Source organism: Nonomuraea mangrovi, from assembly GCF_042681425.1.
Classification (GTDB): domain Bacteria; phylum Actinomycetota; class Actinomycetes; order Streptosporangiales; family Streptosporangiaceae; genus Nonomuraea; species Nonomuraea mangrovi.
Genome location: NZ_JBHUFV010000016.1, coordinates 79,056 through 104,013 on the forward strand (window position 1 = coordinate 79,056; position 24,958 = coordinate 104,013).

The 24,958-nt window shown below is 71.1% G+C and carries 29 protein-coding genes; 13 read left to right on the top strand and 16 right to left on the bottom strand.

Annotated elements, in window-relative coordinates:
- Positions 1 to 28: 28 nt before the first annotated feature.
- Genes thrS through ACFSKW_RS10500 form a run of 4 tightly spaced genes read right to left on the bottom strand, consistent with a single transcriptional unit; the run spans position 29 to position 4,680 of the window.
- Positions 29 to 1,999, bottom strand: coding sequence for a threonine--tRNA ligase (thrS, locus tag ACFSKW_RS10485; protein WP_379571686.1), 1,971 nt, complete (start codon positions 1,997 to 1,999; stop codon positions 29 to 31).
- Positions 2,000 to 2,042: 43 nt separating this feature from the next.
- Entirely contained in the window at positions 2,043 to 2,648 is a 606-nt protein-coding gene (locus tag ACFSKW_RS10490; protein ID WP_379571688.1) for a glycoside hydrolase family 25 protein, read from the bottom strand.
- A gap of 11 nt (positions 2,649 to 2,659) precedes the next feature.
- The gene (locus ACFSKW_RS10495; RefSeq protein ID WP_379571690.1) at positions 2,660 to 3,829 is read right to left on the bottom strand and encodes a glycosyltransferase family 4 protein; all 1,170 of its coding nucleotides are present in this window, start codon (positions 3,827 to 3,829) and stop codon (positions 2,660 to 2,662) included.
- Positions 3,826 to 4,680 (bottom strand): sulfotransferase family protein, encoded by an 855-nt coding sequence (locus tag ACFSKW_RS10500; RefSeq protein WP_379571692.1) that lies wholly within the window; start codon positions 4,678 to 4,680, stop codon positions 3,826 to 3,828. The genes ACFSKW_RS10495 and ACFSKW_RS10500 overlap by 4 nt, the downstream gene beginning before the upstream one ends.
- 99 nt (positions 4,681 to 4,779) lie before the next feature.
- On the opposite strand from ACFSKW_RS10500, the gene ACFSKW_RS10505 reads away from it, so the two are divergent.
- The 6 genes from ACFSKW_RS10505 to ACFSKW_RS10530 all read left to right on the top strand — a co-directional run bounded on the left by ACFSKW_RS10505 (position 4,780) and on the right by ACFSKW_RS10530 (position 9,008).
- Positions 4,780 to 5,532 carry a CoA transferase subunit A gene (locus ACFSKW_RS10505; RefSeq protein WP_379571694.1) on the top strand — a complete coding sequence of 251 codons (753 nt, stop codon included), beginning with the start codon at positions 4,780 to 4,782 and terminating at the stop codon, positions 5,530 to 5,532.
- A complete protein-coding gene (locus ACFSKW_RS10510; RefSeq protein WP_379571696.1) occupies positions 5,532 to 6,167 on the top strand; it encodes a CoA transferase subunit B in 636 nt (211 codons plus the stop codon). Before ACFSKW_RS10505 ends, ACFSKW_RS10510 begins: the two co-directional genes overlap by 1 nt.
- 9 nt (positions 6,168 to 6,176) lie before the next feature.
- Positions 6,177 to 6,917, top strand: a complete 741-nt coding sequence (locus ACFSKW_RS10515; RefSeq protein ID WP_379571698.1) for an IclR family transcriptional regulator — start codon at positions 6,177 to 6,179, stop codon at positions 6,915 to 6,917.
- A gap of 66 nt (positions 6,918 to 6,983) precedes the next feature.
- Positions 6,984 to 8,144, top strand: coding sequence for a 4-hydroxybenzoate 3-monooxygenase (locus ACFSKW_RS10520; protein WP_379571700.1), 1,161 nt, complete (start codon positions 6,984 to 6,986; stop codon positions 8,142 to 8,144).
- Complete coding sequence (locus tag ACFSKW_RS10525) at positions 8,131 to 8,604, top strand: helix-turn-helix domain-containing protein (RefSeq protein ID WP_379571702.1); 474 nt, start codon at positions 8,131 to 8,133, stop codon at positions 8,602 to 8,604. The genes ACFSKW_RS10520 and ACFSKW_RS10525 overlap by 14 nt, the downstream gene beginning before the upstream one ends.
- Positions 8,601 to 9,008, top strand: a complete 408-nt coding sequence (locus ACFSKW_RS10530; protein WP_379571704.1) for a VOC family protein — start codon at positions 8,601 to 8,603, stop codon at positions 9,006 to 9,008. The genes ACFSKW_RS10525 and ACFSKW_RS10530 overlap by 4 nt, the downstream gene beginning before the upstream one ends.
- A gap of 74 nt (positions 9,009 to 9,082) precedes the next feature.
- On the opposite strand, the gene ACFSKW_RS10535 is transcribed toward ACFSKW_RS10530, so the two are convergent.
- The 8 genes from ACFSKW_RS10535 to ACFSKW_RS10570 are packed head-to-tail and all read right to left on the bottom strand — an operon-like array spanning position 9,083 to position 16,291.
- A complete protein-coding gene (locus ACFSKW_RS10535; protein WP_379571706.1) occupies positions 9,083 to 9,976 on the bottom strand; it encodes a TIGR03564 family F420-dependent LLM class oxidoreductase in 894 nt (297 codons plus the stop codon).
- 46 nt (positions 9,977 to 10,022) lie between these two features.
- The gene (locus ACFSKW_RS10540; RefSeq protein WP_379571708.1) at positions 10,023 to 10,901 is read right to left on the bottom strand and encodes an ABC transporter substrate-binding protein; all 879 of its coding nucleotides are present in this window, start codon (positions 10,899 to 10,901) and stop codon (positions 10,023 to 10,025) included.
- Entirely contained in the window at positions 10,901 to 12,001 is a 1,101-nt protein-coding gene (locus ACFSKW_RS10545) for an LLM class flavin-dependent oxidoreductase (RefSeq protein ID WP_379571710.1), read from the bottom strand. Before ACFSKW_RS10545 ends, ACFSKW_RS10540 begins: the two co-directional genes overlap by 1 nt.
- The gene (locus tag ACFSKW_RS10550; RefSeq protein WP_379572099.1) at positions 11,991 to 12,821 is read right to left on the bottom strand and encodes an LLM class flavin-dependent oxidoreductase; all 831 of its coding nucleotides are present in this window, start codon (positions 12,819 to 12,821) and stop codon (positions 11,991 to 11,993) included. Before ACFSKW_RS10550 ends, ACFSKW_RS10545 begins: the two co-directional genes overlap by 11 nt.
- Positions 12,821 to 13,810, bottom strand: a complete 990-nt coding sequence (locus tag ACFSKW_RS10555; RefSeq protein WP_379571711.1) for an ABC transporter substrate-binding protein — start codon at positions 13,808 to 13,810, stop codon at positions 12,821 to 12,823. The genes ACFSKW_RS10550 and ACFSKW_RS10555 overlap by 1 nt, the downstream gene beginning before the upstream one ends.
- Entirely contained in the window at positions 13,807 to 14,496 is a 690-nt protein-coding gene (locus tag ACFSKW_RS10560; RefSeq protein ID WP_379571713.1) for an ABC transporter ATP-binding protein, read from the bottom strand. Before ACFSKW_RS10560 ends, ACFSKW_RS10555 begins: the two co-directional genes overlap by 4 nt.
- Positions 14,484 to 15,305, bottom strand: coding sequence for an ABC transporter permease (locus tag ACFSKW_RS10565; protein ID WP_379571715.1), 822 nt, complete (start codon positions 15,303 to 15,305; stop codon positions 14,484 to 14,486). The genes ACFSKW_RS10560 and ACFSKW_RS10565 overlap by 13 nt, the downstream gene beginning before the upstream one ends.
- Positions 15,302 to 16,291, bottom strand: a complete 990-nt coding sequence (locus tag ACFSKW_RS10570) for an ABC transporter substrate-binding protein (protein ID WP_379571717.1) — start codon at positions 16,289 to 16,291, stop codon at positions 15,302 to 15,304. Before ACFSKW_RS10570 ends, ACFSKW_RS10565 begins: the two co-directional genes overlap by 4 nt.
- 59 nt (positions 16,292 to 16,350) lie before the next feature.
- Here ACFSKW_RS10570 and pgm point away from each other — a divergent pair, with 59 nt between their 5' ends.
- Positions 16,351 to 17,958, top strand: a complete 1,608-nt coding sequence (pgm, locus tag ACFSKW_RS10575) for a phosphoglucomutase (alpha-D-glucose-1,6-bisphosphate-dependent) (protein ID WP_379571719.1) — start codon at positions 16,351 to 16,353, stop codon at positions 17,956 to 17,958.
- A gap of 49 nt (positions 17,959 to 18,007) precedes the next feature.
- Here the strand turns inward: pgm and ACFSKW_RS10580 are convergent, their stop codons facing one another.
- Both ACFSKW_RS10580 and ACFSKW_RS10585 read right to left on the bottom strand, forming a co-directional pair.
- Positions 18,008 to 18,703, bottom strand: coding sequence for a DUF2786 domain-containing protein (locus tag ACFSKW_RS10580; protein WP_379571721.1), 696 nt, complete (start codon positions 18,701 to 18,703; stop codon positions 18,008 to 18,010).
- The gene (locus tag ACFSKW_RS10585) at positions 18,700 to 19,935 is read right to left on the bottom strand and encodes a hypothetical protein (protein ID WP_379571723.1); all 1,236 of its coding nucleotides are present in this window, start codon (positions 19,933 to 19,935) and stop codon (positions 18,700 to 18,702) included. Before ACFSKW_RS10585 ends, ACFSKW_RS10580 begins: the two co-directional genes overlap by 4 nt.
- 265 nt (positions 19,936 to 20,200) lie before the next feature.
- Here ACFSKW_RS10585 and ACFSKW_RS10590 point away from each other — a divergent pair, with 265 nt between their 5' ends.
- The 4 genes from ACFSKW_RS10590 to ACFSKW_RS10605 all read left to right on the top strand — a co-directional run bounded on the left by ACFSKW_RS10590 (position 20,201) and on the right by ACFSKW_RS10605 (position 22,748).
- A complete protein-coding gene (locus ACFSKW_RS10590; protein ID WP_379571725.1) occupies positions 20,201 to 21,376 on the top strand; it encodes a cytochrome P450 in 1,176 nt (391 codons plus the stop codon).
- Positions 21,377 to 21,516: 140 nt separating this feature from the next.
- Positions 21,517 to 22,200 carry an HAD family hydrolase gene (locus tag ACFSKW_RS10595; protein WP_379571727.1) on the top strand — a complete coding sequence of 228 codons (684 nt, stop codon included), beginning with the start codon at positions 21,517 to 21,519 and terminating at the stop codon, positions 22,198 to 22,200.
- Between the two features lie 10 nt (positions 22,201 to 22,210).
- Positions 22,211 to 22,441 carry a hypothetical protein gene (locus ACFSKW_RS10600; protein ID WP_379571729.1) on the top strand — a complete coding sequence of 77 codons (231 nt, stop codon included), beginning with the start codon at positions 22,211 to 22,213 and terminating at the stop codon, positions 22,439 to 22,441.
- A 151-nt stretch (positions 22,442 to 22,592) separates the two neighbouring features.
- Positions 22,593 to 22,748: a hypothetical protein gene (locus tag ACFSKW_RS10605; RefSeq protein ID WP_379571731.1), complete on the top strand. Its 156-nt coding sequence runs from the start codon at positions 22,593 to 22,595 to the stop codon at positions 22,746 to 22,748.
- Between the two features lie 27 nt (positions 22,749 to 22,775).
- Here ACFSKW_RS10605 and ACFSKW_RS10610 read toward each other — a convergent pair whose 3' ends face one another.
- Positions 22,776 to 23,303, bottom strand: a complete 528-nt coding sequence (locus ACFSKW_RS10610; RefSeq protein WP_379571733.1) for a carboxymuconolactone decarboxylase family protein — start codon at positions 23,301 to 23,303, stop codon at positions 22,776 to 22,778.
- Between the two features lie 264 nt (positions 23,304 to 23,567).
- Here ACFSKW_RS10610 and ACFSKW_RS10615 point away from each other — a divergent pair, with 264 nt between their 5' ends.
- Both ACFSKW_RS10615 and ACFSKW_RS10620 read left to right on the top strand, forming a co-directional pair.
- Complete coding sequence (locus ACFSKW_RS10615) at positions 23,568 to 23,903, top strand: hypothetical protein (protein WP_379571735.1); 336 nt, start codon at positions 23,568 to 23,570, stop codon at positions 23,901 to 23,903.
- A gap of 19 nt (positions 23,904 to 23,922) precedes the next feature.
- Entirely contained in the window at positions 23,923 to 24,318 is a 396-nt protein-coding gene (locus ACFSKW_RS10620) for a hypothetical protein (RefSeq protein ID WP_379571737.1), read from the top strand.
- 166 nt (positions 24,319 to 24,484) lie between these two features.
- On the opposite strand, the gene ACFSKW_RS10625 is transcribed toward ACFSKW_RS10620, so the two are convergent.
- Positions 24,485 to 24,871 (bottom strand): RidA family protein, encoded by a 387-nt coding sequence (locus tag ACFSKW_RS10625; RefSeq protein ID WP_379571739.1) that lies wholly within the window; start codon positions 24,869 to 24,871, stop codon positions 24,485 to 24,487.
- Positions 24,872 to 24,958: the final 87 nt, after the last annotated feature.

A 24,958-nucleotide genomic window follows, 5' to 3' on the forward strand; every position in this document is an offset into this window, starting at 1 on the left:
GCGCGCGCGTGCATGAGTAGGCCCCTACTCAGACCTGGACGCGACGCTCCACGGCGTTGACGATCTCGGCGACGGCCTCCTCGACGGGGACGCCGTTCTTCTGCTCGCCGCTGCGGTAGCGGAAGGACACCGCGCCGTTGGCGATGTCGTCGTCACCGGCCAGCAGCATGAAGGGCACCTTCGACTTCTGCGCGTTGCGGATCTTCTTCTGCATGCGGTCGTCGGCGGTGTCGACCTCGACCCTGATGCCGCGCTCGCGCAGCTTCTTGGCCACGTCGAGCAGGTACGGCGCGTGCGCGTCGGCGATCGGGATGCCGATGACCTGCACGGGCGCCAGCCACGGAGGGAAGGCGCCCGCGTAGTGCTCGACCAGGACACCGAAGAAGCGCTCGATCGACCCGAACAGCGCCCGGTGGATCATGACGGGCCGCTGGCGGGAGCCGTCGGCAGCCTGGTACTCCAGCTCGAAGCGCTCGGGCAGGTTGAAGTCGAGCTGGATCGTCGACATCTGCCAGGAGCGGCCGATCGCGTCGCGTGCCTGCACGGAGATCTTCGGACCGTAGAAGGCGGCGCCGCCCGGGTCCAGGACCAGCTCGAGGTTCTCGGCCTCGGCCACCTCACGCAGCGTGCGGGTGGCCTCGTCCCAGACCTCGTCGGAGCCGACGGACTTCTCCGGGTCCTTGGTGGACAGCTCCAGGTAGAAGTCCTCCAGGCCGTAGTCGCGCAGCAGGCTGAGCGTGAAGCGCAACGCCCCCGCCAGCTCGTCCTTCATCTGCTCGCGGGTGCAGTAGATGTGGGCGTCGTCCTGGGTGAGCCCGCGGACCCTGGTCAGGCCGTGGACCACGCCCGACTTCTCGTAGCGGTAGACGGTGCCGAACTCGAACAGCCGCAGCGGCAGCTCGCGGTAGGACCTTCCACGCGCGCCGAAGATCAGGTTGTGCATCGGGCAGTTCATCGGCTTGAGGTAGTAGTCGGCTCCCTCGACCTCCATGGCGGGGAACATACCGTCCTTGTACCAGTCGAGGTGGCCCGAAACCTCGTACAGGTGCCCCTTGGTGATGTGGGGCGTGTTGACGAAGGAGTAGCCGCCCTCCTCGTGCCTGCGCCTGGAGTAGTTCTCCAGCTCCCTGCGGATGATGCCGCCCTTGGGGTGGAAGACCGGCAGGCCCGAGCCCAGCTCGTCGGGGAAGGAGAACAGGTCGAGCTCGGCGCCCAGCTTGCGGTGGTCGCGCTTCTCGGCCTCCTCCAGCAGGTGGAGGTACTCCTCCTGCTTCTCACGGCTCTCCCACGCGGTGCCGTAGATGCGCTGCAGCTGCGGGTTCTTCTCGCTGCCCCGCCAATAGGCGCCGCCGGTGCGCATGAGCTTGAAGGCCGGGATGACCCTGGTCGAGGGCAGGTGCGGGCCCCTGCACAGGTCCTTCCAGCACAGCTCGCCGCTCTTGGGGTCGAGGTTGTCGTAGATGGTCAGCTGGCCCTCGCCGACCTCGACGCCGGCGCCGTCCTCGGCGGCCGAGGCGCCGCCCTTGAGGCCGATCAGCTCCAGCTTGTACGGCTCGCCCGCCAGCTCGGCGCGCGCGTCGTCGTCGGACACCTCGCGCCGCGCGAACAGCTGGCCCTGCTTGACGATCTCGCGCATCCGCTTCTCGATGCGCTTGATGTCGTCGGGGTGGAAGGCCGTCTCGACGTCGAAGTCGTAGTAGAAGCCGTTGTCGACGGGCGGGCCGATGCCCAGCTTGGCCTCGGGGAACAGCTCCTGCACCGCCTGGGCCATGACGTGGGCGGTGGAGTGGCGCAGGATGGCGCGGCCGTCCTCGCTGCTGATCTGGACCGGCTCGACCACGTCGCCTTCGCGGACGGGGGAGGCCAGGTCGCGGAGCTCACCGCCGACGCGGGCGGCGACGACGGTGCGGCCGTCGGCCTCGAGCGCCTCGCCGTACGTCGTGCCGGCCGCGACCACACGCTCGGCTCCGGCGAGGGTGATATGCAGCTCGGCTGACACGGTGACTCCTTGGATAGCAGTGTTTCGATGATGAACACCGATGCTATCGCGGGTCGTAACCCAGCCTGGTCAGGTCCTCGCGGCTGCCGTGGAAGACGTTGCGGTCGAGAGGGCTGTTGGCGTACTGGTGGATGGTCCAGTCGCGCCACGGCCTGGGCACGACCGGGTTGCCCTTCGCCTTCTCCGGCGAGGCGATCCAGAGCGGGTATTCGCCGAGGCCCGCGCAGTTGCCCTCGTTGGCGAACCACTGGAAGGTGTAGATGAAGGGCCGCATGCCCGCGTGCTTCTCGATCTGCCTGCACCAGCGGCGGGCGAACCTGGCCACCTGGTCGGGCGGCAGCCCGTCGTCGGACTCCAGGTCGAGCGCCACCAGGTCGCCCCTGCGCAGGCCGCCCGCGTTCCTGATGGTGCGGAGGAAGTGACGGGCCTGCTCGCCGGGGTCGCCCTTGGGCCTGGCGAAGTGGTAGGCGCCACAGACCAGCCAGTGCTCGCGCATGAGCTGCCAGTTGCGGTCGAACCACTTGTCGACCCACGTGCCACCCTCTGACGCCTTGGCGAATCCGAAGGCGACCCCGTCCTCGGCGTGACCGGCCCAGTCGACCGTTCCCTGCCAGTTGGACACGTCTATGCCGTGTAGCACGCGCTTCACCCTGCCGGAGTTTACGAAAGGGACCTGCGATCGGCCCCTCGCCTCGCCGTCTGCAGGTCATTGAACAGTTCCAGCCACATCGGGGCAACCACCCCCTTCGAATAGGCCCGTACGGTCCGCACGGCCTGCGCCCCGAGCCGCCTGCGCCGCGGCTCGTCGTCGATCAGCTCGGCGATCGCCCTGGCCAGCGCCTCGACGTCCTGCGGCGGCACCAGCACGCCGTCGACGTCGTGCGTGATGACCTCGCCCGGTCCCGTCGGGCAGTCGAAGGCGACGACGGGCAGCCCGTGGGCCATGGCCTCGATCATGACCATGGGCAGGCCCTCGAACCTGGAGCTGAGCACGTACAGGGAGGAGGCGGCCAGTTCCTGGTGGAATGCGCCGGTGCGGCCCATCAGTGCGACCCTGGAGGCGGCCGGCTCGGCAAGCGTGACGAGCTCGGCCTGCTTGGGGCCGGTGCCGTAGAGGCGCAGCCGCCAGTCGGGACGGTTCTCCGTGGCCTTGACGAAGGCGGGGATGAGCAGGTCGAAGCCCTTCTGGGGGACCAGCCTGCCCGCCGCGATCACGCTGGTGGAGGCGTGGTCGGCGGGCTCGCGCTCCATGGGGTGGACGGCGTTGGGGATGCGGATGATCCTGGCGCCGGGCATGACCGTCTCGTAGTGGGATCTGTCGGTCTCCGTGAGCACGGTGACGGCGTCGAACCTGCGATAGCCGCGCCTGATGGCCTTCTGCACGGCCGGGCGGTGGGAGGCGAGGTTCATGTGCTCCTGGGCGATCATGCGGACCAGGCCCGAGGCGTGCCTGGCGGCCAGCAGGTTGAGCGCGGGCCTGGTGGTGACGAGGATCCCGCCGGTCAGCCCGCGCAGCCAGGCGGCGACGGCGGCCTCCACCTCGGGGGTGAAGTAGCCGGCCGCCGGCTCGCCGCGCGGCACGACGTGGCCGCGTAGCCTGCGCAGGACCCTGGCCTGCAGTTGCGGAGGACGCACGCCCGCACGCTGGTCGACCAGGGTGCGCACCTTCACCCCCTCGGGGAAGGCGAAACCCGGCCTGGTACGCCGCCTGACGGCGGTGACGATCTCGACCTCGTGGCCGGCCGCCGCCATCCAGCCCGCCTGGGTCAGGACGGTGCGGATGGTGCCGCCCGTGCCGTAGGCGTGCAGGAGCAGGTAGTGGATCTTCATGGGTAGCCCCAGCGGCCGGTCAGCTCCCTCAGCGGGGCGGGCACCTCCTCCGCCGTGGGCAGCGGGCGGCCGGGCTGGACGGCGCCGGTGCGGATCTTGTCCTTCCAGTCGCCGAGGCCCTTGACCCAGGGGGCGTCGCCGTACTCCAGCATGGCCGGCTCGAAGTCGACGCCCAGGAAGGAGCAGATCTCACCGGCCTTGCCCGCGGGATCGGCGGTGAAGTCCTCGTAGCGCACGGTCAGGCCGGGCAGCGCCTTCCGCGCGCGGTCGACGGCCTTCATGTAGCGCAGCGCGTCGGCGACCGCGTCGTCGGCGGAGCGGCCCGTGCTCTCCTGCCACGAGCGGGCGATGGAGGCGGGGTGGCGGAGCAGGAACACGTACCTGGCGTCGGGCCAGCAGGTGGCGATGCGCTGGAAAACGAACGCGTTGGCCGGCGTCTTGTCGACGATGATCTGCTTGCCGCTCCTGTGCAGTTCCCTGTGCAGCACGCGGTCCCACAGCAGGTGCTCCAGGTCGGCTCTGTTGTGGCCGAGAGCGTCCATGGCCCGCTCGGCCAGCGGCGTGCCGTAGCCGACCGTCAGCCTGCGCACGTGCAGCTCGTGCGGGGCATGGATCTTGGAGTGGGCGTTGAGCACGGCGCGCAGCAGCGTGGACCCCGACCTGACGGGGCACAGGAGGAAGACCGGTTCGCGCAGCAGCCTGTCAGAGGCCGGGTCGGCCGGCGGCCTGACGTCCGCCTCGGCCCCGGGCACGGCGGCGGGCACGGCGGCGGGCACGGCGGCGGGCAGCCTGGTGAGCTGGAAACCCGTCATCTTGCCGAAGGTCGTGTTCACCCTCCGTATCCAGTTCATGCGGTTGGACGTTAACAAGCGGACCTGAGGATTGCCTGGGCTTCCGCTCACCGGAAGGACACAGTGGTGTTGTCGGCGTCGGCTGGAACGGTGAGCGCCATGAAGGTCGGGAAGTTGGTCGGGTCGGCGGCGGAGGCGGTCGCCGGCATCGGTGAGGGGTCGTCGCTGGCCGTGGGCGGTTTCGGGCTGTGCGGCGTGCCGTCGGTGCTGATCGCCGCGCTGCACCGGCAGGGCACGGGCGGGCTCCACGTGGTGTCGAACAACTGCGGTGTCGACGAGCGAGGGCTGGGGCTGTTGCTGGCGGCGGGAAGGATCGCGCGGGCGACGGGCTCCTACATCGGCGAGAACAAGGAGCTGGCCAAGCGCTATCTGAGCGGCGAGATCGAGGTGGAGCTGGTACCGCAGGGCACGCTGGCCGAGCGGCTCAGGGCTGGTGGCAGCGGGATCCCCGCCTTCTACACGCCCGCCGGGGTCGGGACGCTGGTGGCCGAGGGCGGGCTGCCGTGGCGCTACGCCGCCGACGGGAGCGTGGCCGTGGCCTCGCCCGCCAAGGAGGTGCGGGAGTTCGGCGGCGTGCCGTACGTGCTGGAGGAGTCGATCAGAACGGACTTCGCGCTGGTCAGAGCGGCCAAGGGCGACGTCCACGGCAACCTGGTCTTCGACAGGAGCGCGCGCAACTTCAACCCGCTGGCGGCGATGGCGGGCAGGGTGACGATCGCGGAGGTGGAGGAGCTGTGCGAGCTCCAACCCGACGAGGTGCACCTGCCCGGCGTGTTCGTGCAGAAGGTGGTCGCGCTGACGCCCGAGCAGGCGGCAGACAAGCACGTGGAGAAGAGGACGGTGCGCGCCTGATGGCCTGGTCCAGAGAGCAGATCGCGGCCAGGGCGGCGGCCGAGCTCACCGACGGCGCCTACGTCAACCTCGGCATCGGGCTGCCGACGCTGATTCCCGCCTTCATCCCGCCCGACGTGCACGTGGTCGTCCATTCGGAGAACGGGGTGCTGGGCGTGGGCCCCTACCCGCTCGAGGACGAGGTGGACCCCGACCTGATCAACGCGGGCAAGGAGACGGTCACCGTCCTGCCGGGGGCCTCGTTCTTCGACTCCTCGCTGTCGTTCGGGATGATCCGCGGCGGCCACATCGACGTCGCGGTGCTCGGCGGGATGCAGGTCTCGGCCCGTGGCGATCTGGCCAACTGGTCGGTGCCCGGCAAGCTGATCAAGGGGATGGGCGGCGCGATGGACCTGGTCCACGGTGCGCGCAGGGTGATCGTGGTCATGGAGCATCTCGCCCGCGACGGCTCGCCGAAGATCGTCAAGGAGTGCTCGCTACCTCTGACGGGGGCGGCGTGCGTGCACCGGATCATCACCGATCTGGCCGTGCTGGACGTGACCCCGGACGGGCTCAGGCTGGTGGAGACCGCGCCCGGCGTGAGCGTGGAGGAGGTGCGCGCGGCCACCGAGCCCGAGGTGCTGACTGAGGGTTAATATCCGGACATGCCGCCCGTTAGCGTCGCAGGAAAAGTGATGGCGATCCTGGACGCCTTCTCCCAGGGCGAGGTACGGCTCACGCTGACCGAGATCTGCCGCAGGGCGGACCTGCCCCTGGCGACGGGGCACCGGCTGGTGGGAGAGCTGAGCAGGGGCGGCTTCGTCGAGCGGCTGCCCGACGGCGCCTACCGGGTCGGCATCAGGCTGTGGCGGATCGGCGCCCAGGCGGCGGCCGCGGCGGACCTGCGCGAGCTGGCGCTGCCGTACATGGAGGACCTGTACGAGGTCACGCGCGCCAACGTGCAGCTGGCCGTGCGGCGCGGGCTGAAGGCGCTGTATCTCGAACGGCTGCGGGGACCCGCCTCGGTGCCCACCGTCAGCAGGGTCGGCGGTGAGCTTCCCCTGCACGCCACCGGGGTGGGCAGGGTGCTGCTGGCCTTCGCGCCCGAGCAGGTGACGGACGAGGTGGTCTCCGCCGGTCTGAGCGCACTGACCAGGCACACGGTGACCGATCCCGACCGGCTGCGCGCCGCCCTCGCCGAGGTGCGCAGGACGGGTGTGGCGGTGACGCGCGAGGAGATGACGCTGGGCACCTGCTCGGTGGCGGCCCCGGTGCGCGGCGCCGACGGGCAGGTGGTCGCCGCGCTGTCGATCGTCACCAGGCCGCGCGCCGACCTGCGGGCGGTGGTGCCCACGCTGGTGACCAGCGCGCGGGCGCTGTCGCGGGATGTCAGCGGCCACTACTGATGGAATGGTTCCGCTGACCGGAAGACCGGCGGCCGAGCCTCGGGGGCCGACCATGAGGATCAGGGCATGCGTACCCAGGTAGCGATCATCGGCGCGGGACCCGCGGGTCTCCTGCTCTCCCATCTGCTCGAACGGCGCGGCATCGACGCGGTGGTGCTGGAGAGCCGTGACCGCGCCCACTGCGAGCGGCGCCAGCGGGCGGGGATGCTGGAACAGGGCACGGTGGACGTGCTGCGGGCCGCCGGCGCGGGCGAGCGGCTGGACCGCGAGGGGCTCACCCACCACGGTCTGGAGCTGCGCTTCGGCGGGGCCGGCCACCGGATCGCGCTGAGCGAGCTGACCGGTGGCAGGACGGTCACGATCTACGCGCAGACCGAGATCGTGAAGGATCTCATCGCGCTGTCGCCCGAGGGCAGGATCAGGTTCGAGGCGGAGGTCCTCGAGGTCGATCCCGCCTCGCCGCGCGTCACCTACCGCGAGAACGGCGTGCTGAGGACGCTCGACTGCGACCTGGTCGCCGGCTGCGACGGCTTCCACGGGGTCTCGCGCGCCGCCGTGCCCCGGGCGAAGGTGTTCGAGCGCGACTACCCGTTCGCGTGGCTCGGGGTGCTGGCCGACGTGCCGCCCTCGACCGAGGAGCTCGTCTACTGCCACCACGACCGCGGCTTCGCCCTGCACAGCCTGCGTTCGCCCGAGGTCAGCCGTCTCTACCTCCAGGTCTCGCCCGACGAGGAACTGGCCGCGTGGCCCGACGAGCGCATCTGGAGCGAGCTGCGCACCAGGTTCGCCACCCGCGACGGGTGGACGCTGAAGGACGGCCCGATCAGGGAGAAGGCGATCACGCCGATGCGCAGCTTCGTCACCGAGCCGATGCGGCACGACAACCTGTTCCTGGCCGGTGACGCCGCGCACATCGTGCCGCCGACCGGCGCCAAGGGGCTCAACCTCGCGGTGTCCGACGTGACCGCGCTCGCCTCCGCGATCGCCGCCCGCTACGAGGGGGGCTCCTCGGCGCTGCTCGACGGCTACTCCTCCGCCAGGCTCAGGCGCGTGTGGCGGGCCGAGCACTTCTCCTACTGGATGACCACGCTCCTGCACACCGACCACTCAGCCGACGCCTTCGCCAGGAGGTTGCAGCTGTCCCACCTGGAGTACGTCGTCTCGTCGAAGGCGGCGGCGACCACGCTGGCGGAGAACTACGTAGGCTTCGCCCATGACGGCCCCTGACCTGCTTCCTCACCTGCGGCGCGCCCGCGACCTGGCCGACCGCCACTACGCCGAGCCGCTCGACCTCGAGGCCCTGGCCGGCGCCGCAGGCTGCTCGCGCCATCACTTCGCCCGCTCCTTCAAGCACGTGTACGGCGAGACGCCCGCGCGCTACCTGACCTCGCGCCGCATCGAACGGGCCAAGGACCTGCTGCGCGCCACGAACCTCAACGTCACCGAGATCTGCGTCCTGGTCGGCTTCTCCAGTCTGGGGTCCTTCAGCTCCCGCTTCACCGCCATGGTCGGCATGTCGCCGAGCGCCTTCAGGGAGGAGTCCGTACGGCAGGGCGGCCCTCCCCCGATCCCCGGCTGCTTCGTGCTGATGTGCACCCGTCCGCCGTTCGAGCAATCTGGGAGAAGCGGTCCTTCGAGCCGTTCTCCTACGGTCGGAGGAGACGGACGAGGAGGAGGAACATCATGATCACTGGACTGTCGCACACCTGCGTCTACGTCCTCGACCAGGATGAGGCGAAGGCGTTCTACACCGAGAAGCTGGGTTTCGAGGTGCGCGAGGATGTCAGCCTCGGCGACTACCGCTGGCTGGTGGTGGCTCCGAAGGATCATCCGGAAGCGACGATCATCCTGTCGGCCATCGGCGCGCCGCACTTCGACGAGGAGACGGCGGGACAACTGCGGTCGGTGATCGCCAAGGGGGCGCTGGGCCCCGGGGTCATGGCCACTGACGACTGCCACAAGAGCTACGAGGAGCTGTCGGCCAAGGGCGTGGAGTTCGTCCAGCCGCCGGCCGACCGCCCCTACGGGATCGAGGCGGTCTTCCGCGACAACTCAGGCAACTGGTTCAGCCTGACCCAGCGCAAGCGCTGACCCGCGGCCCCGATCGCCACAGGGCGGGGCGGGTCCTGCCGTAGGCCCGGGGTGCGTGTCGTGCAGGACGGGCCTCAGAGGAGGGTCTTGAGGAGGTTTCTGGTGCGCTCCCACGAGGAGAACTCGGCCGCCACGAAGTCGGTGACCCCGATCCCGTCCAGCGCCTCGATCTGGGCGCGCACCGCGGCCTCGTCGCCGACGATCGCCACGTCGCCGGGGTCGGCCGCGCCCTCCTTGTCGAGCATCGCCCGGTAGGACGGCAGCCGGCCGTACGCCGAGAAGACCTCGGCGGCGCGCGCCCTGGCCCCTTCGGGGTCGTCGGTGACGCAGACGGGCAGCGCGCACACCACGCGGGGGGCGGGCCTGCCCGCCCGCTCGGCGGCCCGCGTGATGGCGGGCACGACGTGCTCCTCGACGGTCCTGGGCCCGGTCATCCAGAGCACGGTGCCGTCGGCCATCGAGCCCGCCAGTTCGAGCATGCGGGGCGCGAGGGCGGCGATCAGCACCGGCATGCCCGCGCCGGGGATGTTCAGCCTGATGTCGGCCTGCAGGGTCTCGCCCTTGACCTTCGCCTTCTCGCCGCGCGCCAGCGGCAGCAGGATGTCCAGATACTCCTTCATGTGCCTGGCCGGCCGCTCGAAGCTGTAGCCGAACATGTGCTCGATGACGACCTGGTGCGACACGCCGATGCCGAGGGCGAGCCTGCCGCCGAGGGCGAGGTTGGCGGTCAGCGCCTGCTGGGCCAGTGCCGCGGGGTGGCGCGGATAGGTCGGGACGACCGCGGTGCCGAGCTCGATGCCGGGCACCTGGCCGCCCGCCACGGCCAGCGTGGTGATCGCGTCGAGGCCGAAGATGTTGGACAGCCAGGCGGAGGCGAATCCGTCGCCGGCGGCTCGGGCGATCGACTCCCGCAGCTCGGCGATGGGGTCAGCACCCTTGGGGTCGTTGAGGAACAGTCCGACTCGCATCGCAACCGAACTCCGTTCTCATCAGGATGCGGCGAGTCTAGCCCCACTAGATCCTGATCACCGCGTCCGCCACGGTGATCTTCCTGTCGATCAGGCCGGCGGCGTGGAACAGGTCGGCGGCGCGCTGCTGCTCGGCGACGAACTCGGGAGTGACCTCCTCCACGCCGAAGGGGCGTCTGCGCAGAGCGTTCTCCCAGTCGTCGACGCTGCCGCCGCCGTCGGCCGCGAACAGCTCGGCGGCCTCGCGGGGGTGCTCGGCGATCCAGGCGTCGGACTCCTTGAGCGCGGCGACGATGGCCCTGACCGCGTCGGGGCGCTCGGTGGCGAAGTCGCGGCGGGTGAACCAGAGCGAGCGGTGGCTGAACAGGCCGTCGGTCTCCACGAGCGTCCTGGTCCTGTCCTCGACCTTGCTCAGCGAGGGGTAGGAGCCGACCCACGCGTCCACCTCGCCGTCGAGCAGGAGCCGCGCGGCGTCGACTCCCGCGTCGACGGGGACGATGTCGCTCCAGGCGAGCCCCGCGTCGTCGAGGGCGAACAGCAGCAGGGTCGTCTGCCATGAGCCGTGCCCGAGCGCCACCTTCCTGCCCTTGAGGTCGGCGACCGTCCTGACGTCGGAGTCGGCCCTGGTCACCAGGCGGCCGTTCTCGTGACGGGAGCCCGAGACGCCGACGTAGACGATGTCGTGGCCTTTGCCCTGGGCGGTGACCGGCGGCGTCGATCCCGTGCCGATGAAGTCGTAGCCGCCGTCGAACAGGTGGTCGCCGTGGAGTGAGGGCAGCCCCTCGGTGGGCGAGGGGCGTTCACCCGCGGGCAGGTCCCTGAGGTCGACCCACTCGACCTCAGGCAGGCTCTTCTCCAGGATGCCGCGGTGGCGCAGCACCCAGAGGGAGTTGTTGGAGGGGAAGTATCCGACGCGGACGGTCATCAGGAGAGTCCTTTCATGAGGGGGAGCACGTTCTCGCCGACGCGGTAGGCCTCTTCCAGGTGAGGCACGCCGGCCAGGATGAAGGAGTCGACGCCGAGCGCGGTCAGCTCGTCGAGCCGCTCGGCGACCTGCGCGTAGCTGCCGACCAGCCCGAAGGCGGGCCCGCCGCGCAGCAGGTGGAAGCCGCCCCACACGTTGGGGGTGACCTCCAGGTCACGGTGGCCGGTGACGGGCCCGGTGACGAACGACTGGCTGCGCTGCCAGCCGATCGAGTCGCCCGTGGCGCCGCGCAGCACCGAGGGGTCGATGTTGTCCCAGCCCTGCGCGATCTCGGCCCATGCCTCCTGCTCGGTCTCGCGGGCCAGCACGTCGATGCGGACCGCGAACTTCGGCGGGGTGAGGCTGCGCTCGCGCACCCGCTCGAACTTCTCCTCGAGGGCGTGGAACGGCTCCAGCCAGGACAGGTAGTAGTCGGCGTGCCGTCCCGCGGCCTCGATGGCGGCGGGTGAGGAGCCGGAGAAGTAGATCTCGGGAAAGGGCTGGCCGAGCAGCGGCGCAGGCAGCCGCCCGCCCTCGACCCGGTAGAAGCGCCCGTGGAAGGAGTACGGCCGCTCGCCCCACACGCCCCTCAGCACGTCGAGGAACTCCGAGGTGCGCGCGTAGCGGTCGTCGTGGTCCACCTTGTCGCCCCACCACAGCTGGTCGGGCCCGCCACCTCCGGAGATCACGTTGTAGACGACCCGCCCGCCGGTGGCGCGCTGCAGCGTCGCGGTCATCCGCGCCGCCTGCACCGGGTGCAGGAACCCCGGCTGAAAAGCGATCATGAACCGGTAGGTGGAGGTCTCGCGGCCGAGCGTGGCGGCCGTCGCCCACGGGTCGTCGGTGTTGGGGAAGGACGGCAGCAGCCCGCCCGCGAACCCCGCGCCCTCGGAGGCCCTCGCCACGTCCGCCATGTGCTCGACGTAGCTGTAGTCGTCGCGCGTCCCCGGGGCGAGGTTGCCGGGCGCGAGCGGCGCCCAGTCTCCCCTGGTGGGCGTACGGCGGCGCAGCGACGGCTGGTCGCCGTGGGTGCCGATGCGCCAGTAGATGTCAACCGGCATGAGCGATCTCCCTCGCCAGCAGCGGAAGCAGGTGCTCGCCCAGGCGGTAGGTCTCCTCCAGGTACGGCGTGGCCTCCAGGTAGAAGACCTCGACGCCCTGGTCGATGTAGTCCCGGATGTGGCGGGCGATCCGCTCGTAGGACCCGGCGAGGCCGGGAAAGCCGTCGCGCGCCGCCTCCTCGTCGGTCTCCCTGGCGTGGACCGCCAGCCGCACGCCGTAGGTGAGACCCGGCAACTCGGCCGTGAGCGACAGGTCGTCGCCGTGGTCGAAGACGTGGACGTCGGCGTGCCGTACCGACAGGGCGAGGGCCTCGGGCGAGGTGCCCGACAGGTGGACGCGCGGGAAGGCCCGCCCCGACAGCGGCGGCGCGAAGCCGCCGGACAGCACCTGGTAGAAGCGGCCCTCGTGGGTGTACTCGCGCTGGTGCCAGACTCCCTTGGCGATCGTCAGGAACTCCTCCGCCCGCGCGTAGCGGTCGGCGCCCTCGGTGAAGTCGCCGTGCGCCCTGGCGACCGCAGGGTCGAGGTCGACGTCGATCCGCCAGTCGAGCCGGTCGCCGGAGAAGCGCTGCAGGGAGGCGGCGACCTTGGCGGCGTAGACCGGGGTGGCGATGCCGGGGTGGAACCCGGCCAGCAGCCGCAGGTACCTGGACTGCCTGAGCAGCCCCGCCGCGATGACCAGCGACTCCTCCCCCTCGGGATCGAAGGGGGCGTAGGCGCCGGTGTAGCCGGTCAGCTCCGCCGCCCTGCCCACCTGCAGGAGGTGGTCGCCGCCGCGCCGCTGGCCCTGGCTGGGCAGCGTGATGAAGAACTCGGCCATCACGCGCCCGCCAGGATCTCGCGCGCGGCGGCCAGCGGCCCGTGGGCGGCCCAGGCGTCGATGTCGACGTCGGCGGCCAGGAAGCCGTGCAGGCGCAGGAACTCCTTCTGCACGCGCAGCAGGTCTAGGCGCTCGGCCGACAGGTCGGGGTGCAGCGAGGTATGGAAGTCGTCACGGTAGGCGGTGGCCACGCCCTGCGCGCCCGAGCGGGTCTCCCTGCCGAGGATGGTGCGCACCTCCTCCAGGCTGGTGGCCGCCCAGTCGGCGGCGCGCAGTGTCTGGACGAGGAACCCCGTGACGGCCTCGGGGCGTTCGGCGAGCAGGTCCTCGTGCACCGTGATGGGCCTGGGGGTGCCGTTGTTCACCCGGGTGCGCGGGTCCGGGTGGGCGTCGAGGTCCACCGCCACGACCGCGCCGACCTGGGCGGCCTGCTCGGCGGCACGGGCGCCCTTGACGTAGACGGCGTCCACCTCGCCCCTGGCCAGCTCCTCGATACCGGGCCACGACCACGGCCCGTTCCTCGCTCCGCGCCCCACGTCGGGCCCGGCGATTCCCACGTCCACGAAGCTCACGTCGTCGAGCGTGAGCCGCGCCTGCGACAGCGCGCCCTTCGCGCCGTGCAGCGCCATCGCGCGGGGGAAGCTCTCCGCCCTGGTCGCGGCCCACGCGGGAAGGGCGAACCTGGCGCCGCGCAGGCCGGCCGCGTCCTTGATCCCCGACTCCGGCCTGACCAGGACGGACTGCCACTCCTCGATCCACGTGAGGCCGATCAGCCTGGTGCGCGCCCCCTCGGAGCGGGCGGCCAGCGCGGGGACGTTGCCGCCCTCGCGGAACAGGCCGAGCAGGTCGTGGTCGAAGTGGTGCCTGGCGATCTCGGGCGGCGCGTCCTGCAGGATGCCGACCTCGCCGAGCTCCTGCTCCAGCCAACCCAGGTTGTGCGCCAGCCCGGAGGCCGTCGGCACCGGGCAGCGGGTGTACCAGATCTTCATACGTGCACTCCAAGGTGGGAGAGGAACAGTGCGCGGTGCGCGAGGAAGGCGGGGTCGTCGCGCTGTCTCGGATGGGGAAGGTCGATGCGGCGGTCCACGGCCAGCTCGCCCTCGCGCAGGACGGCGACGCGGTCGGCCAGGCGTACCGCCTCGTCCACGTCGTGGGTGACGAGCACGACGGCGGGGCGGTGGCGGGCGCACAGCTCGGCGACGAGGTCCTGCATCTGCAGCCTGGTCAGCGCGTCGAGGGCGGCGAAGGGCTCGTCGAGCAGGAGCAGCTCGGGCTCCCTGACCAGGGCTCTGGCCAGGGCGACGCGCTGCGCCTCCCCGCCGGACAGCGTGGCGGGCCACGCGTCGCCGTACCCGTCGAGGCCCACCTCGGCCAGCGCCGCGAGCCCCGCTTCGCGGGCCGAGCGCGGCAGGCCGAGCGTCACGTTGGCCAGCACCCTGCGGGCCTGCACCAGCCTGGGCTCCTGATAGACCGTGGTACGGCGGCGCGGCGCGAGCACCGTGCCCGTGTCGGGCCGTTCCAGTCCCGCGAGGATGCGCAGCAGGGTCGTCTTGCCCGTGCCGCTGGGGCCCAGCAGGGCGAAGAACTCGCCACGGGCGAGGTCGAGGCCGACGTCCTTCAGGACGGTCTTGCGGCCGAAGGCCTTGCCGAGCCCCTGGACGATCACCGCCGCCACGGCATGCTCACCCTCTCGACGCCGCGGACGGCCAGGTCGATCGCCAGGCCGAGCACGGCGTAGATCACGACGCAGAGGATCATGTAGTCGTTGCGGTAGTACTGCTGCGAGAGCGTGACCAGGTAGCCGATGCCCTCGGTGGCGCCGATCTGCTCGGCGGCGATGAGGCCCGTGAGGGCGACCGACAGGGAGACGCGCAGGGCCATGAGGATGCTCGGCAGCGCGGTCGGGACGATCACGCCGAGCGCCAGTCCAGGGCCCTTCAGCCCGAAGCCCCTGGCCGCCTCGACCACCTTGCGGTCGACCCCGCGCACCCCGAGATAGGTGTAGGCGTACATCGGGCCGGCCGTCGCCACGGCGACGAGCACGACCTTGAACGTCTCCTCCACCCCGAACCACGAGATGAACAGGGGCACCAGCGCCAGGAAGGGGACGGCGCGCTTCATCTGCATGGTCGGGTCGACCAGCTCCTCGCCGAGCGCGGACAGGCCCGCGACCACGCCGAGGAGCAGGCCGAGCCCGCCGCCGAGCAGGACCCCGAGACCTGCTCGGTGGGCTGAGGCGAGCAGGTAGTCGGCCAGCTGTCCCGTCCGGGTCAGCTCGCCGAGCGCGGCCGCCACCTGGGCGGGGGCGGCCAGCACGTCGGAGGGGATGGCGCCGCGGGCCGCGCCGTACCACCAGGCGGCCAGCAGGACCAGCGGCACCGACGCCCTCACGGCGGCGCCGAGGGCGGGCGGGCGCCGTCTGCTGCCGAGGAAGCGCGGCTCCTCCAGCCCCTCCACGGGCTCGGCCCTGGTGAGGGTCGTCATCGGGCCGCCTTCTGCTCGAAGACGACGTCGGCGGGGTTCACCGAGGCGGGCAGCACGCCGTACTTCTGGAAGACGCCTGCCACGTCCTTGACGTAGGACAGGTCGGCGGCGGTGGCCGGGCGCGGCGGGAGGGCGTACCTGGCCTTGGCCAGCTCCTCCTGCAGCCGCGCGCCCGACAGCGCGGTGGGCCCCTGGGTGAGGAAGACGTTCTGGAACTTCTCCGGCTCCTTCTTGGCCTGTGCCGTGAGCTCGCCGAGCACGTCGAGGTAGACCCGCACCACCTCGGGGTGGCTCTGGAGCAGCTCCACGCGTGCGGCCTGGATGTTGAGGTCCTGGTCGGGCAGGTCGTTGCTGTGCGCGAGGACCCTGGCGCCCTTGGCCACGACCTCCGGGTAGGCGCGCACGATCGCCCACCAGGCGTCGACCTTGCCGGTGGCGAAGGCGGAGGCGGCCTGGTCCGGGTTGAGGTAGATCCGGGTCACCTGGTCGGGCCGCAGACCGGCCTTCTCCAGCGCGAGCAGCAGCAGGTACTCCCCCCGCCCGCCCTTGTTGACCGCGATCTTCTTGCCGGCGAGCTCCTTGACGTCCTTGACCGGGCTGTCGGCCGGCACCACGAGCCCGTCGGTCCTGGGCGCGGCGGGGTCGGTGACCCTGTCGGTGATCGAGAAGATCTTGATGTCCCTGCCGTTGGCCAGGTAGCCGAGCGCGGGCGAGATCGCGCCCTCCAGCACGTTCACCGAGCCCGAGCGGACGGCGTCGACGGTGGCGGTGAAGGAGGCGTAGGTGCCGCCCCACTCGACCGACGCGCCGACGGCGGCCAGCCGCTTCTCCAGGATCCCGTTCTTCTTGGCGTACGCCAGCGGGCCTGCGTTGCCCGGATCCTTCAGCTTGAGTACGGCTCCCTGCTGCGCTTTCGCGGCGGGGGACGCACAGGCGGACAGAGCGCAGAGCGTCGCGACCGCGAGGCTCGCAAGACGAGGACTCATATTTCCTATAATTCAGGTAGGTTTAGTCTGCGTCAAGTCGGATCTGTACGCTGGATCTCATGACGCATGAGCGCGCCGGACAGCCCGCCCAGCCATCCGACCTGATCGACGTGGCCCGCCTGGTGACCGCCTACTACGCGCTGCACCCGGACCCTTCCGAGGTCTCGCAGCGCGTCGCCTTCGGCACCTCGGGACACCGCGGATCGTCCCTCGACACGGCCTTCAACGAGGACCACATCCTCGCCACGAGCCAGGCGATCGTGGAGTACCGCGCCGCACAGGGGATCACGGGGCCGCTGTTCCTCGGCGCGGACACGCACGCGCTGTCCGAGCCCGCCAAGGTGTCGGCACTGGAGGTGTTCGCCGCCAACGACGTGACCGTGCTCGTCGACAGCCGCGACGGCTACACGCCCACCCCCGCCGTCTCCCACGCGATCCTGACGCATCCGGGCTCCGACGGCGTCGTGGTCACCCCCTCGCACAACCCGCCGCGCGACGGCGGCTTCAAGTACAACCCTCCCAACGGCGGGCCCGCCGACACCGACGCCACCTCGTGGATCCAGGACCGCGCCAACGCGCTCATCGCGGGCGGCCTGAAGGAGGTGCGGCGGGTGCCCTACAGGCCCTCGCTCGGCGAGCGCTACGACTTCCTCGGCTCCTACGTCGACGACCTGCCCAGCGTGATCGATCTCGACGCGATCAGGTCGGCGGGCGTGCGTATCGGCGCCGACCCGCTCGGCGGGGCGAGCGTGGCCTACTGGGGCGAGATCGCCACCAGGCACGACCTCGACCTCACGGTCGTCAACCCGCTCGTCGACCCGACGTGGCGGTTCATGACGCTCGACTGGGACGGCAAGATCCGCATGGACTGCTCGTCGCCCTACGCCATGGCGTCGCTGATCGCCAACCGGTCGACGTACGACATCGCCACCGGCAACGACGCCGACGCCGACAGGCACGGCATCGTCACTCCCGACGCCGGACTGCTCAACCCCAACCACTACCTGGCCGTGGCCATCTCCTACCTGTACGGTCACCGTCCCGCGTGGCCGGCAGGGGCGGGCGTCGGCAAGACGCTCGTCAGCAGCAGCATGATCGACAGGGTGGCGGCCTCCATCGGGCGGGAACTGTACGAGGTGCCCGTCGGGTTCAAGTGGTTCGTCTCGGGGCTGCTGGACGGGTCGCTCGGGTTCGGCGGCGAGGAGAGCGCGGGGGCCTCGTTCCTGCGGCGCGACGGCTCGCCGTGGAGCACCGACAAGGACGGGATCATCCTGGCGCTGCTGGCCTCGGAGATCCAGGCGGTGACGGGGTCGTCGCCCGGCGCCCACTACGCCTCGCTGACCTCGCGGTTCGGCTCGCCCGCCTACGCCCGGGTGGACGCTCCCGCGACCAGGGAGCAGAAGGCGGTGCTGGCGAAGCTGTCGGCGTCGCAGATCACCGCCGACACACTGGCGGGCGAGCCGATCACCGCTGTGCTGACCAGCGCGCCGGGCAACGGGGCGCCGCTGGGCGGGGTGAAGGTGTGCACGGAGAACGCGTGGTTCGCGGCCAGGCCCTCGGGCACGGAGGACGTGTACAAGATCTACGGGGAGTCCTTCAAGGGCCCCGACCACCTCGCCCAGGTCCAGGAGGAGGCCAGGGCGGTCGTCTCGTCCGCGCTCGGCTGACACTCACCGGCCCGCCTCCACGTACCCGGCCTCCCGCGGGAGGCCGGGCTCAGCCGTCCAGCGCGAGCCCGGCGTCGGGGCGGACGGCCGTGCGGGCCAGGTCGGCGCGGCGTCCGGCGGCCACCCCGTCGCGATAGCCCGTGCCGCTCATCCGCGGCACGCTGCGCCTGATGCGCGGGTACAGCTCGGCCACCGCCCGCTCCACCTCCGCCTTCCTGTCGGCCAGCACCAGCTCGGTCCCCGGCGCCCCCGCCGACGCCGCCCGTGACTCCGCCGCCACCAGAAGCCGGTACACCTCGTCGGTGAAGCCCAGCATCCACGACCGCCGATAGGCCCGCACCCGGTCAGCGGGCACCGGCACCCTCGCCACCCCCGACGCCATCTGCAGCAGCAGCGAGGTCGCCAGCAGGTCCGCCCGCTCCAGGTCCGACGCGAACCCGAACACGTGCACGCGCTGCCCGCCGTCCCCCTTGCCGATCAGGACGGGACGGCAGCGCACCGCCTCCGACACCAGGTACACCAGCCTGGCCTTCTCCCGAGCCCACGGGTCGCCGAGCGTGACCACCCTGTTCGCGGGCGTGCTGCGGGCCGCCGAGGGCGCGGCCCGCTCGATGCCGTACTTGGCCATGAGCGCCGTCGCCGCCGCCATGAACGTCTCGCGCTCGTGCTCGTTGTCGGTGCCCTCGGCCTTGGCCAGCAGCTTCCGCACCCGGTCGAGGGTGCGGCTCATCCCTGGGTCGGTCACCCGGTGAGGATACGGTCGCCGTCCGCGATGATGGGGAAGGTGCCGGTGTCCACGATCCCGTGTTCCTGGTAGAGCGCCTCGATGAGCGCGTGGGCCTGCGGCTCGAGCTTCCACAGCGCCCGGTACTCCCGTGCGGTCGCCAGCGAGATGCCGATCTCCTGCGCGATGTCGACCGTGCGGGGCACGATCCGCTTGGCGATCTGCCGGTCCCAGTACTCCCTGGCGGCCCGCATCAGCGCGGCGCGCTGGGCGGTGTCCATGACCTGCGGGGTGGTGTCGAGCACCTGGACGTCCTCGTCCTCGTCCTCCACCAGGCGGGCCAGCGCCGGCGGCAGGGCGGGCCTGGCGGGCACCGGCTGGTGGTCGGTCTCGGCGGCCCACGGCACGCGGGGGTCGGCGTCGATGAGCTTGGCGGTGTTGTAGAGGGCGGCGATCTGCTGCAGCAGCGCCTCCTGGCGCGCGGGGTCGACGGCCAGCCCTGTGTGCTCGACCGCCTGGTCCATCGCCCTGTCGAGGCGGGCCATGGCGACGCGCAGCTTGCGGTCGGATGCGCCCTGCTCGCGCAGGGAGCGGGCCTTCTTCGCGGCCAGCGCCACGCGGGTGAGCCTGCGGTGCGCGTCGACCTCGCTCGCCGTACGGTCCGACACCTCGGCGATGCCCATCCGCACCAGCACCCGCTCGGGCGTGAAGCGCCAGTTGATGCGGCCGGTGCCGCGGATGCGGTGCCGTTCGATCGCCATGCCGCGCTCCCACAGCCACGCGGCGACCAGCGGCGCGGCCAGTCGGAAGACCGCCTCGGCGAGGCTGCGCGCGTCCAGGCTGGACAGCACAGCCGTCAGGCAGGTGAGCGCCCACACGGCGATGCCGTCGATGCCGGCGGAGTAGTTCTCCCGCATGTTGCGCCGCGCCCGCACGGCCGAGGTGACGATCGCGACCTCGATGAACGCGAACAGCAGCAGTCTGAGCGGCCCGTCGAGGCCGAGCACGTCACCGGAGAAGCGCCACATGCCCTGCGCGGACACTCCCGTGGCGATCGAGGCGGCGACGACGGTGAGGATGTCCTCGATCGGGCGGGGGGCTATCACCTGCAGGTAGAAGCGCGTGCCTGCGCGGATGGCGACGCGGAGGGCCAGGATGGCGAGCGCCAGGGCGATCAGGGCCAGCAGGCAGATGAAGACCGCGCTGACCGGGTGCTCCGACGCGAAAGTGGCGGCTTGCTCGAAGAGAGGCATCAGTCACTTTCCGTCAGTCTCGATGTCCGACTGTATATCGACGAGATCATCGCAGAATGTCGGCTTCCTGTATGCCAAACCGCGGTGTTGACAGCCGCAGGCTGACCATTTCGCAACCATCTCACAGGACGAACCGGACTTCGCGCCCTCGCCTGCGGACTCCGCCCCTGGATGGCGGGCCGGCCGATCTTCCCCCCTCGGAATGAGGTGCATTTCATCCCAGGGGATCACATAACCGGCGACACCCACCCCTACGCTGTGAGTCGTGTCTGATAACGAGTTCCCGCTCGTGCAGTTCATGCGCGAGGGTTTCGATCCGGTCGCCGAGCTTGCCCGTATCCGCACGGAGCAGCCGGTCTTCCCCATGCAGATCCCTGGCGGGCAGACCGTGTGGCTGGTCACCCGCTACGAGGACGTGCGGGCCGTCCTCGGCGACGCGGGACGCTTCAGCAACGACTTCGGCAACGTGATCGGCCTGGGGGCCACGCAGGAGGACCCCGGCGGCCTCGGCTTCCGCGACCCGCCCGAGCACACCAGGCTGCGGCGCTACCTGACGCCCGAGTTCACGATGCGGCGGCTGCGCAGGCTGGAGCCCCGGATCGAGGCGATCGTGAACGACTGCCTGGACACCATGGAGCGCAAGGGCTCGCCGGTCGACCTGGTGGAGGAGTTCGCGCTGCCGATCCCCTCACTGGTGGTGTGCGAGCTCCTCGGCGTGCCGTACGAGGAGCGATCCGACTTCCTGCGTCTGAGTACCGACAGGTTCGACTTCTCCGCGGGCCCCGAGGCGTCGCTGGCGGCGGTCAACGAGTCGATGGCCTTCCTCACCGAGCTGGCGGTCAGAGAGCGCAAGAATCCGGGTGAGGGCCTGCTGGGCCAGCTGGTGCGCGACCACGGCGACGAGATCTCCGACAAGGAGCTGGCGGGATTCGCCGACGGGCTGCTGACCGGGGGCCACGACACCAGCACCAGCATGCTCGCGCTGGGCACGCTGTGGCTGCTGGAGAACCCCGGCGAGCTGGCGAGGGTCCGCGAGGGCGGCGAGCACGTCACCAGGGTGGTGGAGGAGCTCCTCCGGTACATGACCGTCGTGCAGGTGGCCTTCCCCCGTTTCGCGCGCGAGGACCTGGAGCTGGCGGGACAGCCGATCGCCAAGGGCGAGATGGTGCTGTGCTCGCTCGCCGCGGCCAACCGCGACCCGGCGCTCGGCTCCGACATGGACACTGTCAGGCCGATGCGGGAGGCTCCCTCCCACCTGGCCTTCGGGCACGGCATCCACCGCTGCATCGGCGCTCCCCTGGCGCAGATGGAGATGCGCATCGCCTACCCCGCGCTGCTGCGGCGCTTCCCCGGACTGCGGCTCGCGGTGCCGTACGAGGAGGTCCCGTTCAGGGAGCTGGCCATCGTGTACGGCCTGAAGCAGCTGCCCGTCGCGTTCTAGCCGGCTAGAAAAGGATCACCAGCGCGACGACGGCGACGGCGACCACGCCGAGCGTCATCACCACGACCGTGGCCAGCAGCACTCTCACGTTCAAGACATGGCTCTCCCCCGACAGCGTGTCAAGGCGTAGCGTCGCAGATGTGGCAGCGATCGATCTGACCGGGATCAGGGCCGTGGTGTTCGACACCGATGGTGTGGTCACCGACACGGCAAGGGTGCACGCCGCGGCGTGGAAGAGTGTCTTCGACCCCTACCTGCGGGGGCGCTCGGAGCCTTTCGACGTCCGCGAGGACTACCTGCGCCACGTCGACGGCCGCACACGCCTCGACGGGGTCCGCACGTTCCTCGGCTCGCGCGGGCTCGCCCCCTCGGAGGAGGACGTGGCGGCTCTCGGCGCGGCCAAGGACCGGATCTTCGTGGAGCAGATCGAGCGGTACGGCGTGGCCGCCTTCCCCTCGGCCGTCGTGCTGCTGCGCGAGCTACGACGTCGCGGCAGCCGTACGGGAGCGGTCTCGGCGAGCGTGCACTGCCGCAAGGTGGTGACCGCGGCGGGGCTGATGCACCTGTTCGACGTCGTCGTCGACGGGCGGCACGACCAGCCGGGCCCCGCCTCGTTCGACGAGGCGGCCAAGCTCCTGGACCTCAGGCCCGACGAGGTCGCCGTGGTCGGCGACACGCTGCCGGGTATCGCGGCGGCGGGCAGGGGCGGGTTCGGGCTGATCGTCGCGGTCGACAGGGCCGGGCTCTCGTTCAAGGAACTGGGCGCCGACATGGTGATCGCGGATCTCGCGGAGCTGGACGTCACCGGTCGTGTTCGTCTATAACGTGCGGACTATGACGGACAACCTCGACCTGGCCGCCCGCGCCCAGGAACTCGCCGACAGCGCACCCGTCGGGTCGCTCAGCCGTACCGCCGCCCACTCGGTCGCGATCACGCTCGCGACCACCAGGGACGCCGAGCACGCCAGAAGCGTGCTCGACGGCCTCGACCCCGCCGAGGTACGGCAGGCGGCGCTGGAGCTCTTCGGCGAGCTCACGGTGGACGAACCGGAGGCGACGGCCTGACGGTGCCTTCCTCCCCTGCCGCCTGACGGCCTTCGGCCTGGCCCCGCCGGTCAGCCGGAAGCCGCATTTCGGACAGGGTGGGGGGAGGCACCGAGGGACCGGCGTCATATCCTGGACTGATCCTAGTCCGCCGACCCAAACGGTGATCTGTATGTTCGAGGTCTTCTCGGCACTCGCGCCGCCCGCGATCGTGGCCACCGCCTTCCTGCTGGGCGTCCGCGCCCTGCTCAAGCACGAGAAGGCCGCCAAGGCGCAGGAACGCCGCGAGGCCCTGGCCGAGAGGCGGGCCGCCGCGGGCGGCCAGTAGACCCCCGCGAGCGGCTGGTAGGGGCTCTCAGGCGGCCTTGGCCTGCGGTTCGAGGCCGGCCAGGAGGTTGAACGCCCCTGTCATGAAGTTGAGTGTGACCAGGCCGACGACGTCCGCGATCACACGGTCGCTCCATCCGAGGTCGCGCAGCTCGGCCACGTCCGCGTCGGTGATCGACGCGGGCTCGGCCAGCAGCCTCACCGCCACCGCGATCAGCGCCCCTTCGCGCGGGTCGGTCGAGGCCCCCTGACGCGCGAGCGTGATGTCCAGCTCGCTGAGGCCCGCCGCGCGCGCCGCGTCGGCGTGCGCCTGCCGGCACAAGGCGCAACCGATCCACTCCTGTACGGCCAGCGACAGCTTCTCGCTGAGCGCCCGTGGGAGCTTGACGCGCTTCGTCGCCCTGTTGAGGTCGAGATATCCCTGCAGCAGCGCGGGCGAGTGGGCCATCGTCGAGACCATGTCCCCGGCGCCGCCGTGTCGCCCCAGGATGCCTTCGAGCAGTTCCTTCGACTTCTCCGGCGCCTGTTCGGGTGCCAGACGGTCAAGACGTCTCATGTCTCCTCCTTCTGAACCCCGCCTAGAACCCTACCCCCGTACCCTTTATTCCCCTGGGCGGGTGAGCCACCTCCCCTGCACAGGGGAGGCGATCAGGGCGCTCCGCCTGAAGAGTCGGTGATGTGAGAAGCGCATACGCGGCGATCGCGTGGACCTGCCTGTACGTGGCGTCCAAAATCCACTTCGCGCTCGAGGGGCGGCTCGGAATCACCGGCGGGCCGCACGTCCCCCCCCGAAAGCTACCGATCGTTCGGGCCGGGCGAGGTGGCGGCGGCGCAGTGGGCCAACGCGGCCGCCGGGCTGGTCGTCGTGGGCATCCTGCTCGCCGGGCGGCTCCCCCTTCGCGGGCGGAGGTCACGCCTTGTGCTGCTGGTGCTGCCCCACTGGGCGTGCACGGCGGTCGCGGTGGTCGGCGCGGTGGGCATGCTCGGCGGCGCGCTCCTCACCGACCGGGGCGGCGCGCTCTTCGGCGGCTACTGCGCGGTCTGGGCGGCCCTCCTCTTCCTGGCCACCCGCGACCTGCGGCACCGAGCCCCGCAACCGTCACGCCCAGACGTCCCTGCGGGGAGGCGGACCAGCCGGCATTGCCCCGCCCCGTGAGATCTCTGATGATCTCCACATGGACCAGAAGGAACGGATGCCGCGGCCCGTCGACGTCGCCTGCCTGCTCGTGACGATCCAGGCGGCGCTGGCGGTGGTCGGCGCGGTGCTCATGGGTTCGCTGGCCCTGGCAGGAGGCGGCGCACCGTGGATCGCGTGGGTGCTGATCGCCGTCGCGCTGGTGGCGGGGATCTCCGGCTGGAGACTGGCGAACAAGGCCTCCACCCGCGGGCGGCGCGTCCTCGTCCTGCTCGTCGCGCTGGAGGCCGTGGCGTTCGCCGCCGCGGGGCTGAGGACGCTCTCGGAATCGGATTTCGGGATGCTGTCTCTGGCCAACCCGCACCTGATCATGCCCGTCGTGGTGGTGGGCCTCCTCCTGCTTCCCTCGTCCGCGAGGACCTGGTTCGACCGCTGACCCCGGCCGTCCGCCGACCTGGGCCACCGGTCGACGGGCCCTGTCCGCAGACCGGGGCGACCGGTCCGCAGACCGGGGCGACCGGTCGACAGGCCCTGTCCGCCCGCGGGCCGGGGCCACCCATAGACCGAGGCCGCCCGTAGACCGGGGGGACCCGCTCCCCCGCTCAGGCCGCGGCGACGACCTCGATCTCCACCAGCCACTCGCTGAACAGCGTCTGGGCCACGATCGCGGTCGTCGGCACGGCACGACCACCGAGCGCCGCCACCCTGGCCTTGGCGTTGGCCTCCGCGTAGGCGGGGTCGCGCAGGTAGCTGGTGAGCCGGACGATGTTGTCGACGGTCATGTCGGCCGAGGCGAGGATCGCCCGGATGTTCGACCAGACCAGCTCCAGCTGGTCTTCGAGCGTGGCCCCCGGCACTCCCTGGGGGTCGAGACCCATGGTGCCCGAGACGTACAGCAACCGCTGCGCGCCCCGGACCTCCATGGCGTGAACGTAGTCGTCGGTCGCCGGGTAGACACCCTCGACAGGATTGCGCGGCGTGATCTCCATAACGCCGCAATCTACCGCTTCCGGGCGGACCGGGGTTCGCCTCCCGAACACCACCGGACGCTCCGCGGTACACGCCTCCCGAACGCC